Source organism: Polynucleobacter nymphae (assembly GCF_018882155.1).
GTDB lineage: Bacteria > Pseudomonadota > Gammaproteobacteria > Burkholderiales > Burkholderiaceae > Polynucleobacter > Polynucleobacter nymphae.
Map to the genome: position 1 here is coordinate 986351 of NZ_JACVPA010000001.1, position 15249 is coordinate 1001599.

General features: G+C 43.5%; 18 protein-coding genes. 6 read left to right on the forward strand and 12 right to left on the reverse strand.

What is annotated here, in order from left to right; all coding sequences use genetic code 11:
- Positions 1-14: 14 nt before the first annotated feature.
- From ICN29_RS05060 to ICN29_RS05070, 3 genes are read right to left on the reverse strand one after another with little or no spacing between them, the layout of a single operon-like run.
- Positions 15-536 (reverse strand): GspH/FimT family pseudopilin, encoded by a 522-nt coding sequence (locus ICN29_RS05060; protein ID WP_255538068.1) that lies wholly within the window; start codon positions 534-536, stop codon positions 15-17.
- A 25-nt stretch (positions 537-561) separates the two neighbouring features.
- The gene (locus ICN29_RS05065; protein ID WP_216130333.1) at positions 562-891 is read right to left on the reverse strand and encodes a hypothetical protein; all 330 of its coding nucleotides are present in this window, start codon (positions 889-891) and stop codon (positions 562-564) included.
- The gene (locus tag ICN29_RS05070) at positions 888-1514 is read right to left on the reverse strand and encodes a hypothetical protein (protein ID WP_216861472.1); all 627 of its coding nucleotides are present in this window, start codon (positions 1512-1514) and stop codon (positions 888-890) included. The genes ICN29_RS05065 and ICN29_RS05070 overlap by 4 nt, the downstream gene beginning before the upstream one ends.
- A 368-nt stretch (positions 1515-1882) precedes the next feature.
- Here ICN29_RS05070 and ribBA point away from each other — a divergent pair, with 368 nt between their 5' ends.
- Genes ribBA through nusB form a run of 3 tightly spaced genes read left to right on the forward strand, consistent with a single transcriptional unit; the run spans position 1883 to position 4089 of the window.
- Entirely contained in the window at positions 1883-3022 is a 1140-nt protein-coding gene (gene ribBA / locus ICN29_RS05075; protein WP_216130335.1) for a bifunctional 3,4-dihydroxy-2-butanone-4-phosphate synthase/GTP cyclohydrolase II, read from the forward strand.
- 33 nt (positions 3023-3055) lie between these two features.
- A complete protein-coding gene (gene ribH / locus ICN29_RS05080) occupies positions 3056-3568 on the forward strand; it encodes a 6,7-dimethyl-8-ribityllumazine synthase (RefSeq protein ID WP_216130337.1) in 513 nt (170 codons plus the stop codon).
- Positions 3569-3576: 8 nt separating this feature from the next.
- On the forward strand, positions 3577-4089 hold the full coding sequence (gene nusB, locus ICN29_RS05085) for a transcription antitermination factor NusB (RefSeq protein WP_255538069.1): 513 nt from the start codon (positions 3577-3579) through the stop codon (positions 4087-4089).
- 29 nt (positions 4090-4118) lie between these two features.
- Here the strand turns inward: nusB and trmB are convergent, their stop codons facing one another.
- The 4 genes from trmB to ICN29_RS05105 are packed head-to-tail and all read right to left on the reverse strand — an operon-like array spanning position 4119 to position 7228.
- Entirely contained in the window at positions 4119-4925 is an 807-nt protein-coding gene (trmB, locus tag ICN29_RS05090) for a tRNA (guanosine(46)-N7)-methyltransferase TrmB (protein WP_216130339.1), read from the reverse strand.
- A gap of 1 nt (position 4926) precedes the next feature.
- Positions 4927-5862 carry a UDP-glucuronic acid decarboxylase family protein gene (locus ICN29_RS05095; RefSeq protein WP_216130341.1) on the reverse strand — a complete coding sequence of 312 codons (936 nt, stop codon included), beginning with the start codon at positions 5860-5862 and terminating at the stop codon, positions 4927-4929.
- Between the two features lie 29 nt (positions 5863-5891).
- On the reverse strand, positions 5892-6347 hold the full coding sequence (locus tag ICN29_RS05100; protein ID WP_216130343.1) for a DUF2721 domain-containing protein: 456 nt from the start codon (positions 6345-6347) through the stop codon (positions 5892-5894).
- Between the two features lie 35 nt (positions 6348-6382).
- A complete protein-coding gene (locus tag ICN29_RS05105; protein ID WP_216130345.1) occupies positions 6383-7228 on the reverse strand; it encodes an undecaprenyl-diphosphate phosphatase in 846 nt (281 codons plus the stop codon).
- 118 nt (positions 7229-7346) lie between these two features.
- Here ICN29_RS05105 and ICN29_RS05110 point away from each other — a divergent pair, with 118 nt between their 5' ends.
- Positions 7347-8969: a TolC family protein gene (locus ICN29_RS05110; RefSeq protein ID WP_216130347.1), complete on the forward strand. Its 1623-nt coding sequence runs from the start codon at positions 7347-7349 to the stop codon at positions 8967-8969.
- A gap of 1 nt (position 8970) precedes the next feature.
- Here the strand turns inward: ICN29_RS05110 and waaC are convergent, their stop codons facing one another.
- Genes waaC through rfbB form a run of 5 tightly spaced genes read right to left on the reverse strand, consistent with a single transcriptional unit; the run spans position 8971 to position 13557 of the window.
- The gene (gene waaC, locus ICN29_RS05115; RefSeq protein ID WP_369411632.1) at positions 8971-9969 is read right to left on the reverse strand and encodes a lipopolysaccharide heptosyltransferase I; all 999 of its coding nucleotides are present in this window, start codon (positions 9967-9969) and stop codon (positions 8971-8973) included.
- 57 nt (positions 9970-10026) lie between these two features.
- Positions 10027-10593 (reverse strand): dTDP-4-dehydrorhamnose 3,5-epimerase, encoded by a 567-nt coding sequence (gene rfbC, locus ICN29_RS05120; protein ID WP_216130351.1) that lies wholly within the window; start codon positions 10591-10593, stop codon positions 10027-10029.
- Complete coding sequence (gene rfbA, locus ICN29_RS05125; RefSeq protein ID WP_216130353.1) at positions 10590-11519, reverse strand: glucose-1-phosphate thymidylyltransferase RfbA; 930 nt, start codon at positions 11517-11519, stop codon at positions 10590-10592. The genes rfbC and rfbA overlap by 4 nt, the downstream gene beginning before the upstream one ends.
- 11 nt (positions 11520-11530) lie before the next feature.
- A complete protein-coding gene (rfbD, locus tag ICN29_RS05130; RefSeq protein WP_216130354.1) occupies positions 11531-12481 on the reverse strand; it encodes a dTDP-4-dehydrorhamnose reductase in 951 nt (316 codons plus the stop codon).
- Between the two features lie 17 nt (positions 12482-12498).
- Positions 12499-13557, reverse strand: coding sequence for a dTDP-glucose 4,6-dehydratase (gene rfbB / locus ICN29_RS05135; RefSeq protein ID WP_216130356.1), 1059 nt, complete (start codon positions 13555-13557; stop codon positions 12499-12501).
- A gap of 30 nt (positions 13558-13587) precedes the next feature.
- Here rfbB and ICN29_RS05140 point away from each other — a divergent pair, with 30 nt between their 5' ends.
- The gene (locus tag ICN29_RS05140) at positions 13588-14484 is read left to right on the forward strand and encodes a DUF6492 family protein (RefSeq protein ID WP_216130358.1); all 897 of its coding nucleotides are present in this window, start codon (positions 13588-13590) and stop codon (positions 14482-14484) included.
- Positions 14477-15232, forward strand: a complete 756-nt coding sequence (locus ICN29_RS05145; RefSeq protein ID WP_216130360.1) for a hypothetical protein — start codon at positions 14477-14479, stop codon at positions 15230-15232. Before ICN29_RS05140 ends, ICN29_RS05145 begins: the two co-directional genes overlap by 8 nt.
- Positions 15233-15249: the final 17 nt, after the last annotated feature.

Below are 15249 nucleotides of genomic sequence, written 5' to 3' on the forward strand. Positions count from 1 at the left end.
ATCTATTAAACCATTCAATGACAGCGCTTGGCATCTCTGGCTGGGTCACAGATTCTCCAACGGCCACCGCTACCCAAAATAAGCTGGCGCTCAAGACTGGGCGCCCTGTCATGGCCCAAAATGAGGCGATTAGCAACGAAGCCTCCTTGACCAGATTTAGCTGCCCCTGCTGCGTTAAACAAAATACCTCTTTTTCTAGAGTGGGGATCTACAAACTGCTGACCACCACCCTTGAAATAAATGGGTTCTATTGCCCCTTGAGAAAACCAATATTTAGGAAGGCAGTCTGGCTTAGTAGCCTTTCCAATGCAAGCGCTCTGAATCACCCAACCACTATCCCAGCCCACTTCGGTAGACGGGGCTAGCAGAACTTGTTCACCTAGATGCAATGCTTGCTGCCGGGCAAAATGGGCATGCGCAATAAATCGTCTGGCAATAGTATCTATTTCTCGTGCAGCGATTTGGTTTTGCAAAAGTGGCATTGTGATCATCGTGATGATGGCAACAATCAATAACACTGCCATTAGTTCAAGCAAGCTACTCCCTTGGGATGGATGATATTTATTCAAATACTTGCCGCCAATTTAAGCGTGTAGTGACGCCTGATTTTTCATCTAGAGCAAGCTGTACTTGAATTGCTGGTTTATGTTTGCTGGTAATTAACCAAATGTCTTTAGAAATAGCTTGAATAAAACAGGGGTTTTCACTTAATACAGAAAGAGTAGCGAGATTTTTCTCGCAATCTAATACTGCTTTTTCTGCGGCAATAAAATTTTTCTGCGCCATCTCAATCGTTTTGAGTTCAATCATTCGTAGCGCAGTTAAGCGCTCTAGATGAATCACTAAGGATGCGCAGAGAAGCAACAAGGAGATTACCCAAGCAAGAATCATGGCAGGTTCCTCGTGCTAAAGGTGCGCTCCAGGCCTATATTTAATGAGGCTCCATCGGTCATTTGCAAACTCACTTTAAAAAGTTTTTGAGGAGTTGCTTTGTCTTGAATGGTGAGCTCTTCAATCCATAACGCATTCACTCCATTCATCAAGGTTGTATTTTGCAAACGTCCTTGGCGATCCAGTGATTGGCAAATCAAAGATCCGCCGTTCACCTTTGCGCCCTTAGTAATGCTAGCCTGTCTATCTACCAAAAATCCTTGACGTGCTGAACCATTCTTGGTGCGCTCTTGATTGAGTACATTACCAATACAGTCAAAATCAATCCCAGTAGATAGCTCGTGTTGTACCGTCAAAGAATCAGATCCTCGGTAGCCTGTTTTTTTCTGAACTACAATCCATTGATCTACTTGCTTGCGCTGCTGCGTAGAATAAATATTGCGATATCCCGCCATTCGCAGTGCCCGACCAATGAGCTCAAATGCCCGCTCTGCTTCAGAAATAAGAGATTGTCTTTTTTCATACTCAATTTGTTTAGCTATCAAATCAGCGCTGGTTTTTAAGAGTGGGTTTAGAAGCAACATGCTGAGCGCGATTGCGACTAGACACTCGAGTAGATTCATGGATTTGGCCTTTGTTATTTATGCTAATGCTTGCTCTAGCGTGCTCACTTACTTCAAAAGCATCGAATTCCCTTTGTAGTAGGACTCTTTTGCTTTCTGTTTGAGTACTGCGTAAAGCTAAGTTTTGGTAGGCACCGACCGAGGTCATCCACGCCGACAAAATGAGTCCCATGGCTACCAAGACTTCTAACAAGACAAAGCCCTGAGAGTGATCAATTTGAGGGGCTTGGCATGGTTGGCGCATGCGAGTATTTTCAGAGGGTCTGCCAGCCCTTAAAAGACCTTGCCCGAGCTCTTTGCTGTCTGAAAGTCGGCATATTCCTGTAGGACGCCACAGTAATTGTCTGCTCAGCTTAAAATAGAGGGCTATGCCAAATACCCTTTCCTCCACAGAAGAAATTATTGCTGACCTGCGCGCCGGCAAGATGGTCATTCTCGTTGACGAAGAAGATCGTGAAAACGAGGGTGATCTGGTTTTGGCTGCTGATCATGTGACAGCTGAAGCGGTTAACTTTATGGCTAAGCATGGTCGTGGTCTGATTTGCCTGACTTTGACCCGTGAGCGTTGCCAACAATTAAACCTGCCACTGATGGTGCGCGATAACGGCACTTCGATGGGAACAAATTTCACGGTCTCGATTGAAGCTGCTGCTGGTGTCACTACTGGCATCTCCGCTGCAGACCGTGCCCTAACCATTAAAACCGCTGTGGCTCCGAATGCTAAGCCAAACGATTTAGTACAACCAGGTCATATCTTCCCGCTTATGGCTCAACCAGGTGGCGTTCTGATTCGCTCAGGCCATACTGAAGCGGGATGTGATCTAGCGGCAATGGCCGGTTGTTCACCAACTTCTGTGATTTGCGAAATCATGAAAGATGATGGCAGCATGGCTCGCCTACCAGACCTTTTCGAATTTGCTAAAGAGCATCAACTCAAGATCGGTAGCATTGCTGATTTAATTCAATACCGCAGCCAACATGAAAGTATTGTGGTGCGCGAAGGTAAGCGTGAATTTATTACTCCTTGGGGAAAATTCGAAGGTATTATCTATCGCGATACCCCAAGCTCAGGCGTACATATTGCTTTGGTGCATGGCAAACCCACTGAAACGCAAGAAACTTTGGTGCGTGTTCATGAGCCTGTAACGGTATTAGATTTCTTAGACTCACAGGTTAGCAACCACTCTTGGCCGCTTGCACAAGCATTACAGCAAATAGCTGCAGCTCCAGCAGGCGTTGCAGTACTGCTCAATGCTGCAGGTATAGCAGCACCTAACGATCAAGATTGGTTGGCTCAATTTCAGAAGCTCAACCAATCAAAAGACGAAGTAAAAAAGCCATTGGCACGTAAAACAGATTTTAGAAGCTATGGCATTGGCGCCCAGATTTTAAAAGATATTGGTGTTGGCAAAATGCGCTTACTTGCTAATCCAAATCCCGTACCAAGCCTATCTGGTTACAAACTAGAAGTGACAAGCTACCAACCATACAAAGCAGCTAAACCTTGAACTCCTTAGAAACTCATCTAGAAAATATTGATTATGACCAACTCTAACAATGACTTTGTAGGCGTACTAGAGGCAGACCTCAATGGTCAAGATCTTCGAATTGGCATTGTGCAAGCTCGCTTTAATGAAGCGCATTGTGTAGCTCTCACAAATGCTTGTATTAAAGAATTGGTTAATTTAGGTGTTGCTCAAGCGGATATCAAATTAGTAACCGTACCTGGCGCGCTTGAAATTCCATTTGCGCTACAAAAATTAGTGGAGACTGGTGAGTTTGATGGCTTAGTGGCGCTTGGCGCAGTGATTCGTGGTGAGACTTATCACTTCGAACTCGTCTCAAATGAATCGGCTGCGGGAATCACCCGTATCTCAATTGAATCCGGTCTGCCTATTGCAAATGGTGTGCTAACTTGCGATACCGATGAACAAGCACAAGTTCGCGTAGAGGTAAAAGGCGCAGATTGCGCCAGAGCTGTAGTAGAAATGGCCAACCTGGCTTTAGCACTGACTCCCGATATTGATATCGAAATCAACTCTAGTGAAGAGTAATTATTCTCATGCCTAAATCTAGTCTTAACTCTTCCAATCCTGATGCAACAAAGGAAGTGAAATCAGTAGTTCCCAAGCGCTCACTGACCCCACGTCGTCGTGCTCGTGAATATGCTTTGCAAGGCGTTTATCAAAGTCTAGTAGTACGCCGTGCAGGCAGCTTACCGAATAGCGCCTCCATTGCAAAACAATTAGCTGAAGACCCCGCATTTCGTCGCTGTCAATTAGAGCTATTCCAAGGTATCTTTGAAGGTGTTCTAGAGCGTACCGATGAATTAGAAGCGCTGATAACTCCAGCGCTTGATCGCCCAATCAATGAACTCTCCCCGGTAGAACACGCTGCGCTATTAATCGGTACTTACGAATTAGCAGTAGATCTTTCTGTGCCCTATAAGGTTGCAATTAATGAAGCGGTAGAGCTTGCTAAAACTTTTGGCGGTACTGACGGACATAAATATGTCAATGGCGTACTTGACCTACTGGCTAAATCATTACGCAGCACTGAGATTGCAGCAGCTTAAATCATGCAGTGTGGTTTACACACCCAGATTTACTTTTTTTGATAAACCAAATCCCAAACACCATGTCCTAGTTTGATCCCACGGGTTTCAAACTTGGTCACGGGCCGGTAAGAAGGTCGCTCAACATAGCCTGGCTGCTCAGAATGCAGTTGCTCCAAGCTAGGCTTAAATTCATTGGTAATTTCACCTGGTTTGGCAATATCTTCATCGGTAAATGTTTCCACCTTGACCAAATGAGTTGAAGTATTTTGCAAAGTATCTTCGTTATTTAAAACTAACAGCATCTGCTCAGCATAGTTATGCCAATCTGTTGCCAAATGAAGATAAGCGTCTGGCTTTAATTTAGATACTAATAAGCGCACAAACTCAGCCTGAATGAGACGGCGCTTGTGATGGCGCTTCTTATGCCAAGGATCAGCAAAATAAATATGAATACCGTCCAAAGCATTCGGAGCAATCATTTTTTCTAAGACCTCAACTGCGTCATGGCGAATCAGGCGCAAATTCGTGAGTTGATTTTCACCAATCAGTTTTAGTAGTGCGCCTACACCAGGTGTGTGCACCTCAATCGCTAGAAAATCGTCTGTATTTCGAGTAGCTGCAATTTTGGCAGTGGTCTCACCCATACCAAATCCAATTTCCAAAATCTTGGGATTGGTTGAGCCTGCGAATACAGCGATGAGATCTAATGGCTCATCTTGAAATGGCAAAAGATACTGAGGGCCTAATTCATCAATAGCACGCTGTTGACCAACAGTAGTTCTACCAGCCCTTAAGACAAAAGAGCGAATGCGCTCAAATCGTTTTGCTGATTTTTCTAGCCCTTGCTGCGTCAACTTAAGCTACAACTTTCCTAAAGTAGGCAATCGTCTCTTTAAGGCCATCTTCTAGATTAACCTTTGGCTGCCAGCCAAGTTTTGCTTTAGCTAAATCAATATTAGGCTGGCGCTGCTTTGGATCATCCGAAGGTAATGGTTGATGAATGATCTTCGATTTACTGCCTGAGAGCTTTAGTACTGCCTCAGCTAACTGGAGCATGGTGAACTCACCAGGATTGCCAATATTGACTGGTCCTGTAAAGCCCTTCTCACTATCCATCATTTTGACCATGGCATCGATCAAGTCATCGACATAGCAAAAGCTTCTGGTTTGCTGCCCATCACCATAAATGGTGATGTCTTTACCTTGCAGCGCTTGCACGATGAAGTTACTCACTACGCGCCCATCATTAGGGTGCATGCGTGGTCCATAAGTATTAAAGATTCGAACTACTTTGATATCTAAGTTGTGCTGACGGTTGTAATCAAAAAAGAGGGTTTCAGCACAGCGCTTACCTTCGTCGTAGCAAGAGCGGATACCGATGGGATTGACCTTGCCCCAATATTCCTCTGGCTGAGGATGGACTTCTGGGTCACCATACACCTCACTAGTAGAAGCTTGTAAAATCCGAGCGCGCGTTCTTTTGGCAAGGCCGAGCATATTAATGGCCCCGTGCACACTAGTCTTAGTAGTCTGTACAGGGTCATATTGATAATGCACTGGGGAAGCTGGGCAAGCTAAGTTATAGATTTGGTTTGTTTCTACATAGAGCGGAAAAGTTACATCGTGACGCATGAGCTCTAAACGGGGATTGGGTAATAAGTGCGCCAAGTTTTCTTTAGTGCCCGTAAAGTAGTTATCCACCACCAAAACATCATTACCTTCTTTGAGAAGTTTCTCAGTTAAGTGAGAGCCTAAGAAGCCTGCGCCGCCAGTGATGAGGATTTTATTCATGATCTATTCTTTATAAAAGTTATTTTATTTTAACGGCGATGGAGGTGCCAACCAGCAGACCAATAGGCATAAACAACTTCGCCTAAAACAATGGATAAGGAGGTCATGAAAGAGGTTAATCCCAGTACGAAGGTCCATACAACATAATCGGTCTTTAAAGAACGCACTGCACCGGCCTGAAAAAAGAAGAGCTCTAATACTGTGACAGAAATAAATACCCCACTTAAGACGACAAAAAAGATAGCCAGCGTGCACAAGCGTCCCCGAATCTTTGCTTCGTTAGCTTCAATTCGCATATGCCTAATCACACTCTCGTCGGTGACTAAACCGTCTTGAATCTTTTCCTGAATTGCTCGCATGCGATCAACCGTTCTAGCCAGACGAGTAGAAATGGCGTTAAACAGAGTAGCAACTGCAGTCAGCAAGAAAACCGGCGCTAGTGCTAACTGAATATTATTAGTAATTGTGTCAATTGATGGATCCATCTTGAGTTCTGTTTTCCTTATAATTTTTTAAATGGTTAATGCGACCAGGCGATCAAACCACTATAGGCAGTAATTAACACCAAAAGCCCGAATGCAATTCGGTACCAAGCAAATGGAATGAAATTGTGGTGCGCTACATAATGAATGAGCCAGCGAACACAAATAAATGCAGAGATAAAGGCGGCAACAAAACCAATGACTGTTGCAAGTGCAAATTCTCCTGAGAATGGAACTGGCGCCTTCCAAAGCTTCAGTAACTCGTAAGCAGTGGCCCCACCTATGACTGGAATCGCCAGGAAGAAAGAAAATTCTGTAGCTACTGCCCGAGGCAATCCAAATAGCATGCCACCAATAATGGTTGCTCCTGAGCGTGAGGTACCAGGTATTAATGCAGCACACTGCGCTAGACCAACTTTTAGCGCATCCAATGGTGAAAGATCGTCAACTGAATGGATGTGACTCTTAGCAAGAGTGATTTTTTCTTGACGACGCTCTGCCCAGAAAATAATTAAACCGCCCACGATGAAAGCACTCGCTACTGGTATCGGTGAAAACAAAACTGCTTTGATATGCTTGCCAAATATAAATGCCAGCCCCATTGCCGGAGCCGATGCGATTAACAAGTTCAGAATAAAGCGGCGGGAATTAGCACTGGTGGTAATAGATAGCGCAACTTTTAGAAGCTTTTCGCGAAACTCCCAGCAGACCGCCAAAATTGCACCGAACTGAATAATGACTTCAAAGGCCTTACCTCGCTCATCGTTGAAATCAAGCAAATCGCCCACCAAGATAAGATGCCCAGTGCTGGAGATTGGCAAAAACTCGGTTAAGCCCTCTACCACCCCCAGAATGACTACCTTTATTAATAAAATTAGATCCATCAGCAAATTTTATAGACTTATGGGCAATGCAAGTGAATTTGGCAAAATAGTAGCTAAATAGGCAGTTTGAATGAATTGGCTTTAAACTTCATGGCACATTGAAAAGTATCCGAATTAGATGACCCAAGCCCGTTTTCGCCGCTCCCAGATAAGTACTATTGGTTTAATCCTGAGCCAGGCGCTCGGCCTCAATTTCTTGTCATTGAATGCTGTTGCCCAAAGCCCAAATGATGCAGCTAGACCTGCCCTACCAACCCCAATAAGTATTTCTACGCTCATTGGTCTTGAGCAGCCTCCTCAGTTTGTGATGCCCACAAAACCTGCGCTTCCCAGAACTTCGGCGCCTTCAAATGTTACTGGGAATCAAGCATTCAGTGCCCCAGGTCAATCAGTCGATTTAATTGAGCTCTATCAAGAAGCCGCATTTAGCGATCCAGTATTAAACGCGGCTCGCTTTAATTATGTCGCTAGTAAAGAACTCTATTGGCAAGGACTGTCTCTATTGCTACCACAGACTAATGCCACTCCTACCGGCACGCGCTACTACCAGCATGGAGCAAATACCACCATAGTATCTAGCAACCCAGGAAACTCTCGGGTATTTGATCAAAAAAGTTATACGGTTACCTTAACGCAACCCGTATTCAACGTTGCTGCCCTTGAAGCATTCAAACAAGGTGACCTTAATACCAAGATCGCAGATATGCGTTTTTTCTTGGCACAACAAGATCTGATTATTCGTGTTTCACAAGCTTACTTTGATACGCTTACGAGTCAAGATAACGTTGAGCTATTCCTCAATAAAAAAGACTTAATTAAACAGCAGTTAGATGTTGCTCAAGCTAAATTTGATGCGGGGCTTGCCACCATTGTTGATGTCAACACAGCGCAAGCCGCTCTTGATTTAGCTAACTCCCAAGAAATCGCAGCACAAGCAGATCTCATCGTAAAGCGCGGAGTATTAGAGCAATTGGTTGGACGTCCGGTTGGGCCTATTAGACCTCTAGTGAAGGAGGCTAAAATTGATGGTGTTTTGAAGGATCCACGCTCTAAAAACAAAGATAGTAGGGGTATTCCAATTGCTGAGTCTGTTAATCCTCAATTACCTCCAGGTCAAACCTTGAATGATTGGATTAACCAAGCAGAAGCGGCAAACTTTAATGTCTTAGCCACTCAACTTTCAGTCAGTCTTGCCGAGAGTACTTACCGCTCTGCGCAAGCTTTAAATTACCCATCAGTAAACTTTGTGGGAACTAGTGGATACAACACTTCAAACGGTACACCTAATAGTTATACCCCAGCTAATACCAATGTCTTTAATAACACTATCGCACTGCAAATGACAATACCTTTGGTATCAGGTGGATTCAATAGTTCAGTCATTCGTCAAAATGCTGCGCTCGTAGATCAAGCTAAAGCAAACTATGACAATGCTCGTCGTACTGCAGCCCAAAATACGAGAACGGCGTTTACTGGTTTTTATGGTGGACTTGCTAGTGTTAAGGCTTTTGAAGCTGCTGAACGCTCATCAAGCTCTGCTCTAGAGTCAAGCAAACTTGGGTTCCAAGTGGGCACCTTAATCAATATTGATGTATTGATTGCCCTTGATACCGTCATTACCACTCGATCACAGCTTCAACAAGCACGTTACAGCACCATCTTGAATGCGATTAAATTAAAAGCGCATGCCGCTGCCTTATCAGATGAAGATTTAATCTCCATTAATACTTTGCTGCGTTAAATCAGGGCAGCAAACTCAAGGCAGCACCTACTACCTCTGAAGTGCTTGGTGGAGACCCAATATCACCAACATTATAAATATTTTTGGCCCAATAGCCCTCAGTTTTCCAGAGCGGTGAATCACAATAAATTTCTACAGTCGGCTTACCCAATACTGCAGCTAAATGCGTCAGGCCAGTATCAACACCGACAGTGAGTGCAGCATCAGCAATAACAGAAAAAGCATCTCCAATTGAAAATGCCGGAGGGACGAACGAACCTGGTATTTGCTTGGCAATTTCTTCACTCACTACCTTCTCACTAGAATTCCCCCAAGGTAAGACCACTTGGTAGCCACGAGTAGAAAGTGCTTTTCCTAAAGTGATCCAGTGTTGATTTGACCAACGCTTAGCCGCTCTTGCAGTTGAGTGAAAACATAATACATAAGGGCTTTTTATACCTTCTATTTTCTTTTCAGGCAGCGCATCAGTAAAGGATTCTGGGTAGAACAAGGGCGTATTTGTTCGCTCTAGTAAGGGCCAGTCTAGCGCGGAGCACATTACTCGGCGGGAGCGATCAACCGCATGGCAGTCAATAGGCACTTGTACACACTGGTTATAGAAAGATTTAGCAATAGGCTCATATCCAGAAAATTGCGTAGCATTAGCAAGTCCTGCAATCACAGCATCACTGGATTTATTGGCTAGAGCACAAACTAATGCTGACTTTAAAAGACCTTGAGTTTCAATAATGTAGTTGTATTGAGTGGACTGCAATTGCTTCTTAAATGCAAAGAATTGCTGCCATGTAGAGGGTTTCAACAGATTCTTTTTCCAGCGACGTAACCCAAATGGAATGATGTGATCAATGCCTTTAAATCCATCTCTACTTAAAAGAGGCTCAAGTAAATGCACATACCCTTCCTCAACTACCCAATCAATTTGTGCACCCGGTAAACGTGCCCGTAAATCCCAAAGAATTGGTAAGTTATGCAATACATCGCCCAGTGAAGAGAGTTTCACCAGTAGAATTTTTGGGGAAGAAATCAAATTGTTGGAGGATAAATTGCTCATAGGAGCTTAAAACTTCGGCGCAAGGTCCCAATGCAAGCCTGCCGCATCTTTAGCATTCATATTGGGTGATATTCCTGCTGGTAGGGGCCACTTAATATCCACTACTGAATCATTCCACGCCAGACATACTTCACTTTGCGGGTGATAGTAGTCAGTTGTCTTATAGAGAAACTCAGCCGATTCTGAAAGCACTAAGAAACCATGGGCTAATTTTGGCGGAATCCAAAGTTGCTTGTGGTTTTGGGCGCTGAGCTCAAGCCCAAGCCACTTGCCATAACTTGGTGAATCTTTACGAATATCAACTACCACGTCAAACACGCTGCCAGCAACAACACGCACTAACTTACCCTGAGTTTGCTCTAGCTGATAGTGCAAACCCCTCAAAGTCCACTGACGAGAAAACGAATGGTTATCTTGGACAAATTCAAAGTCGAGTCTGGTGGCATCGAAAAAATCATTTGCATTAAATGACTCAGTAAACCAACCACGCTCATCACCAAAAACCTTAGGCTCAATCAGCAGTACATCATGAATTGCAGTGGGGCTTACTTGTAACTTAGCTGGCACAGTCATTTACTAGGTTTCTTTGTAAAGAACGAGCTAGCCTGAGCTGAACTATTAATCTCATTCAGAATTTTGTTCAGGTATTGGCCATAACTATTTTTACTGAGCTGAGCGGCTACTTTTTGGACCACATCAGCACTGATCCAACCCTGACGATAAGCAATCTCTTCAGGGCAGGCCACCATCAAACCTTGGCGCTTCTGCAAGGTAGCAATAAAACCTGCAGCATCCAATAAAGAATCATGCGTACCGGTATCTAACCAAGCAAAACCCCGACCCATGATTTCTACGCTAAGCTCATTCTTATCCAGATACACACGATTGATGTCAGTAATCTCTAATTCACCACGGGCACTCGGTTTAATTGATGCAGCAATATCACAAACTTGCTTGTCATAAAAATATAGTCCGGTAACAGCGTAGTTACTTTTAGGGCTTACAGGCTTTTCTTCAATTGAAAGCGCTTTATTGTCTTTATCAAACTCCACTACACCGTAACGCTCTGGATCATTCACGTGATAAGCAAATACGGTAGCGCCAACACTTCTATCATCGGCACTACTGAGTTGATCTACTAATTCATGGCCATAGAAAATGTTATCGCCCAAGACTAAAGCGCTCGGATGATTGCCAACAAAGTTCTTGCCTAAAGTAAAGGCCTGAGCAAGACCATCTGGAGATGGCTGTACGCAATACTCAATATTTAACCCCCACTGCGAACCATCACCTAAGAGCTCAGAAAATCGAGGGGTGTCGTGTGGAGTAGAAATCAACAAGATGTCACGAATACCAGCCAGCATTAAAGTGCTCAATGGGTAATACACCATTGGCTTATCGTAGACTGGCATCAACTGTTTAGAAACTGCTTGAGTCACTGGATACAGACGAGTACCAGACCCGCCTGCCAAGATAATCCCCTTACGATTTACCGCCATACTTTTAACCTTTAAATGAGTCCATCTTGGGCAAGCTCAGCAACATAGGCCCGAACCTCATCGCTCCAGTCCTGCTTACAATGCTGCAATTTTGACATATCGCCAATATGCTCTAGGGTAAGGTGCAATTTAGCTGTATCCATACGTGAATTCATGGGTCTGGGGGCTGGCAGTGGGTATTCCACTGCCAGGATAGGCTGGATTACCTCAGGACCCACCTTCAGAATGACACCAGCATCAATAGCAGCTTGGGCAGTGAACCTGGCTAAGCCATGCCAGGTAGTTTCTCCAGTAGGAACTGAATGATAAATACCAGAGGTAAATTTTCTGAGATTGAGCTGCTGATCTAATACCAAATTTAAGCTGACTTGCGCTAACCACCCTGCGCTAGTTGGTACGCCATATTGATCATTAATGACCTTGAGCTCTTCGCGATCTTTTGCTAAACGTAAAATTGTCCGAATGAAATTATTGCCATCTCCATAGACCCAGCTCGTTCGCAAAATAGCATATTGCCCATTTGCAGAATTGGCAAAAACTTTTTCTATTGCCTCTTCCCCTGCAGCTTTGCTTTTGCCATAAATACCTAATGGGTTGCGAGAATCATCCTCTACATAAAAACTATTTTTACTACCGTCAAAAACATAGTCAGTTGAGTAATGTAAAAAAGTAGCGCCCTGCTCTACTGCATAATGAGCCATCAGTTCAGGTGCTTTAGCATTGATAGCAAAAGCCAGCTCTGCCTCTGTCTCAGCTTTATCTACCGCAGTATATGCAGCGGTATTGATAATGAGATCTGCTTTAGATTGACTCAGAAAATGAGACAGGGCGGCGGGGTTGCTGAGATCACATTGATCACGGCCTACATATTGAATATTTGCCTCTGAAAAATGCATAGAGCCAAATAGTTTTTGAAATGCTTTTCCTAGTTGACCATCTTTGCCAAATACGAGGATATTCATTTACGCATTTCTTAGTATCAGTTGTACTGCTTTTGTAACCAGTCACGATAAGAGCCGCTGACTACACCCTCAATCCATGCTGGATTATCCAAATACCACTGTATAGTTTTACGAATGCCTGTATCAAAAGTCTCCGTAGGACGCCACCCAAGCTCTCGCTCAAGCTTGCTAGCATCAATGGCATAGCGGCGATCATGGCCAGGGCGATCTTGAACAAACGTAATTTGCTCAGCATAGGTCTTGCCATCGGCACGAGGTTTTAATTCATCCAAAATACAGCAAATCGTTTTAACGACATCAATATTGGCTTTTTCATTCCAGCCGCCAATGTTATAGGTCTCGCCTAATTTTCCCTTTTCCAATACTTCGCGAATAGCGGCGCAGTGATCGCCTACATAAAGCCAATCTCGCACTTGCTGACCATCACCATAGATTGGCAGCGGCTTGCCATTAAGGGCATTTAAGATCACCAGTGGAATTAATTTCTCTGGGAAGTGATATGGGCCATAATTATTTGAACAATTGGTCGTCACTACTGGAAACCCGTAGGTATGAAACCAAGCGCGTACTAAATGATCTGAGGCGGCCTTGGAAGCAGAATAGGGACTATTCGGTTCGTACGGATTAGTTTCCGTGAAGGCAGGATCTGTGGCAGATAGTGAGCCATAAACTTCATCAGTGGAAACATGATGAAAACGAAATGCTTTCTTAGCAGCTGCATCAAGACCGCCCCAATACTCTCTAGCGCACTCCAGTAAATTGAAAGTGCCCATAATATTCGTTTGCACAAACTCTGCAGGCCCATGAATCGAACGATCGACATGGCTTTCTGCTGCAAAATTCACGATAGCACGCGGCTGATGTTCCTTGAGTAGTTTAGTGACAAGTTCTTTATCGCCAATATCACCATGAATAAACACATAATGAGAGTTCGCCTTCAAAGGGTCAAGGGTGGCTAAATTACCCGCATAGGTCAATTTATCGAGATTAACAATGCCTTCAGCATTCGGATTGGATAACCAATCTAATACAAAATTACCGCCGATAAAGCCGGCGCCACCAGTTACTAAGATCATTGTTAGTAGCCCAATTTATTAAGGTTTATCATGCAAATTATGCCTGAAATTCCCCTGCAAATTTCTGAACTGATCTCTGTTTGCTGCCTTAAGGATATTGAGGCCTGGGAGGTTACTTCTCGTTTTATGGTTCGCAATATTGCAGCTAAACAATATCGAGTCATTGTCCCCAATCGAGAAATTGAAGAGTTTATAAAAAAATCTCCTCCGGAATTCAAAGTAATGGGGGAATCGCGTTATACAGAGCAATTCAAAGATCAACTTTTACAGCTCTTGCCTTTAGATAAGAAAAGTCAATTTGGCTGGTATCTACAACAATTCATTAAGTTATTTGCCATTAAAGACAATCAAGAAAATGCGGTTGTTTTGATTTGGGATGCGGATACTGCACCCATCCATAAACTAGAATTTATCAACCCCGAAGGGAAATTAGTTTATTACAAGGGTACAGAGAATCATGAGCCCTACTTTGAAACCATTCAAAAACTCACCGGGCTCAAAAAGATAGTCTCCTTTTCTTTTATTGCCCAATGTTTTCCAGTTAGAGTTTCATGGCTTAATGAATTTTGCTTAGAGCTAGAGGAAAGATTCAAAATGCCTTGGATAGAAGCGCTGTTAAGCCAAATCAATTTTGATGCACCAAATAGCTTCAGCGAGTATGAAACCTTAGGCACCTTTATTTCGCATCGTCATGTAGATCAAATAATCTACACCGATAGGCCTTGGTGGCGGCTTGGTAATACATTACTAAATCATGTCGCATTTTTAAGCTCAAAAAAGGCCGCGGAACTTTCAAAGCAATATGACTTTATTAGCTTTGAGAAGTGGGAAAGGGCGAAACCCTACTTTATTAAGGTAAGCATTCCCTACTTCTTTAAAATATATCTTCCTTCTCTATTCAATAAGAAGCCAACTCGATATGTTTAATACATTTCACCAATCCAACTTTAAACGTGCCGTCAAGCACCTGTTTGCAAGGCGTAAAAAGAATGTGGTGCTGATAGAGGCGCACTTTGGACTAGGTGATAATCTTATCTGCTTAGGTCTCTTGCGCGCCCTTGCAGAGAAGAATCCCGAGATCCGATATCACCTTGCTTGTTTGCCCCAGTACTATCATTCCATTGCTTGGATGCTCCAGGGCACAAAAAATATTTTCCCTACCGTAGTAACTAGTGGCCGTGAAGCAAGGCAATTAGCCACTTTTTTAAATGCGAGCTACCAGACAATCGGTATTGACAATATTGACATCAAACGTTTTGATGAATCTTTTTATGCTGAATATGATGTTCCGTTTGAATATCGCTGGAGTAAAGCAGCAGTCCCACCAGGCCCAGAATCAGAGGCACTTTATGAGCGCCTCAATCCTCAGGATGAGCCCTACATGTTGGTATGTAGAACAGAGTCTGGAAACAATACTTACCCACTAAAAATCGAGAATCCATCCAAGTTAAAAGTCATTGAAATTTATCCAGCAACACATAATATCTTTGACTGGACAAAACTGGTTGAGAAGGCTTCTGAAATTCACTCGATAGATACTTCATTTTTACATTTTGTAGAAAATGTTTTGCATGAGAAATCTAGTGGGCGCTTGTACTACCATCTTGCCAAGAAAAAGCTGAAAAGCGCATTCACCCGAAAATTACCCTGGGCATTAGTGAACTATGATGACTAAGACTCAAACCTTTACTG

Coding starts and splice junctions, on each gene's coding strand:
- ICN29_RS05065 (WP_216130333.1), bottom strand. CDS start 891: ATGATTCTTGCTTGGGTAATCTCCTTGTTGCTTCTCTGCGCATCCTTA.
- ICN29_RS05070 (WP_216861472.1), bottom strand. CDS start 1,514: ATGAATCTACTCGAGTGTCTAGTCGCAATCGCGCTCAGCATGTTGCTT.
- ribBA (WP_216130335.1), top strand. CDS start 1,883: ATGCCAAATACCCTTTCCTCCACAGAAGAAATTATTGCTGACCTGCGC.
- ribH (WP_216130337.1), top strand. CDS start 3,056: ATGACCAACTCTAACAATGACTTTGTAGGCGTACTAGAGGCAGACCTC.
- nusB (WP_255538069.1), top strand. CDS start 3,577: ATGCCTAAATCTAGTCTTAACTCTTCCAATCCTGATGCAACAAAGGAA.
- ICN29_RS05095 (WP_216130341.1), bottom strand. CDS start 5,862: ATGAATAAAATCCTCATCACTGGCGGCGCAGGCTTCTTAGGCTCTCAC.
- ICN29_RS05100 (WP_216130343.1), bottom strand. CDS start 6,347: ATGGATCCATCAATTGACACAATTACTAATAATATTCAGTTAGCACTA.
- ICN29_RS05105 (WP_216130345.1), bottom strand. CDS start 7,228: ATGGATCTAATTTTATTAATAAAGGTAGTCATTCTGGGGGTGGTAGAG.
- ICN29_RS05110 (WP_216130347.1), top strand. CDS start 7,347: ATGACCCAAGCCCGTTTTCGCCGCTCCCAGATAAGTACTATTGGTTTA.
- rfbC (WP_216130351.1), bottom strand. CDS start 10,593: ATGACTGTGCCAGCTAAGTTACAAGTAAGCCCCACTGCAATTCATGAT.
- rfbA (WP_216130353.1), bottom strand. CDS start 11,519: ATGGCGGTAAATCGTAAGGGGATTATCTTGGCAGGCGGGTCTGGTACT.
- rfbD (WP_216130354.1), bottom strand. CDS start 12,481: ATGAATATCCTCGTATTTGGCAAAGATGGTCAACTAGGAAAAGCATTT.
- rfbB (WP_216130356.1), bottom strand. CDS start 13,557: ATGATCTTAGTAACTGGTGGCGCCGGCTTTATCGGCGGTAATTTTGTA.
- ICN29_RS05140 (WP_216130358.1), top strand. CDS start 13,588: ATGCAAATTATGCCTGAAATTCCCCTGCAAATTTCTGAACTGATCTCT.
- ICN29_RS05145 (WP_216130360.1), top strand. CDS start 14,477: ATGTTTAATACATTTCACCAATCCAACTTTAAACGTGCCGTCAAGCAC.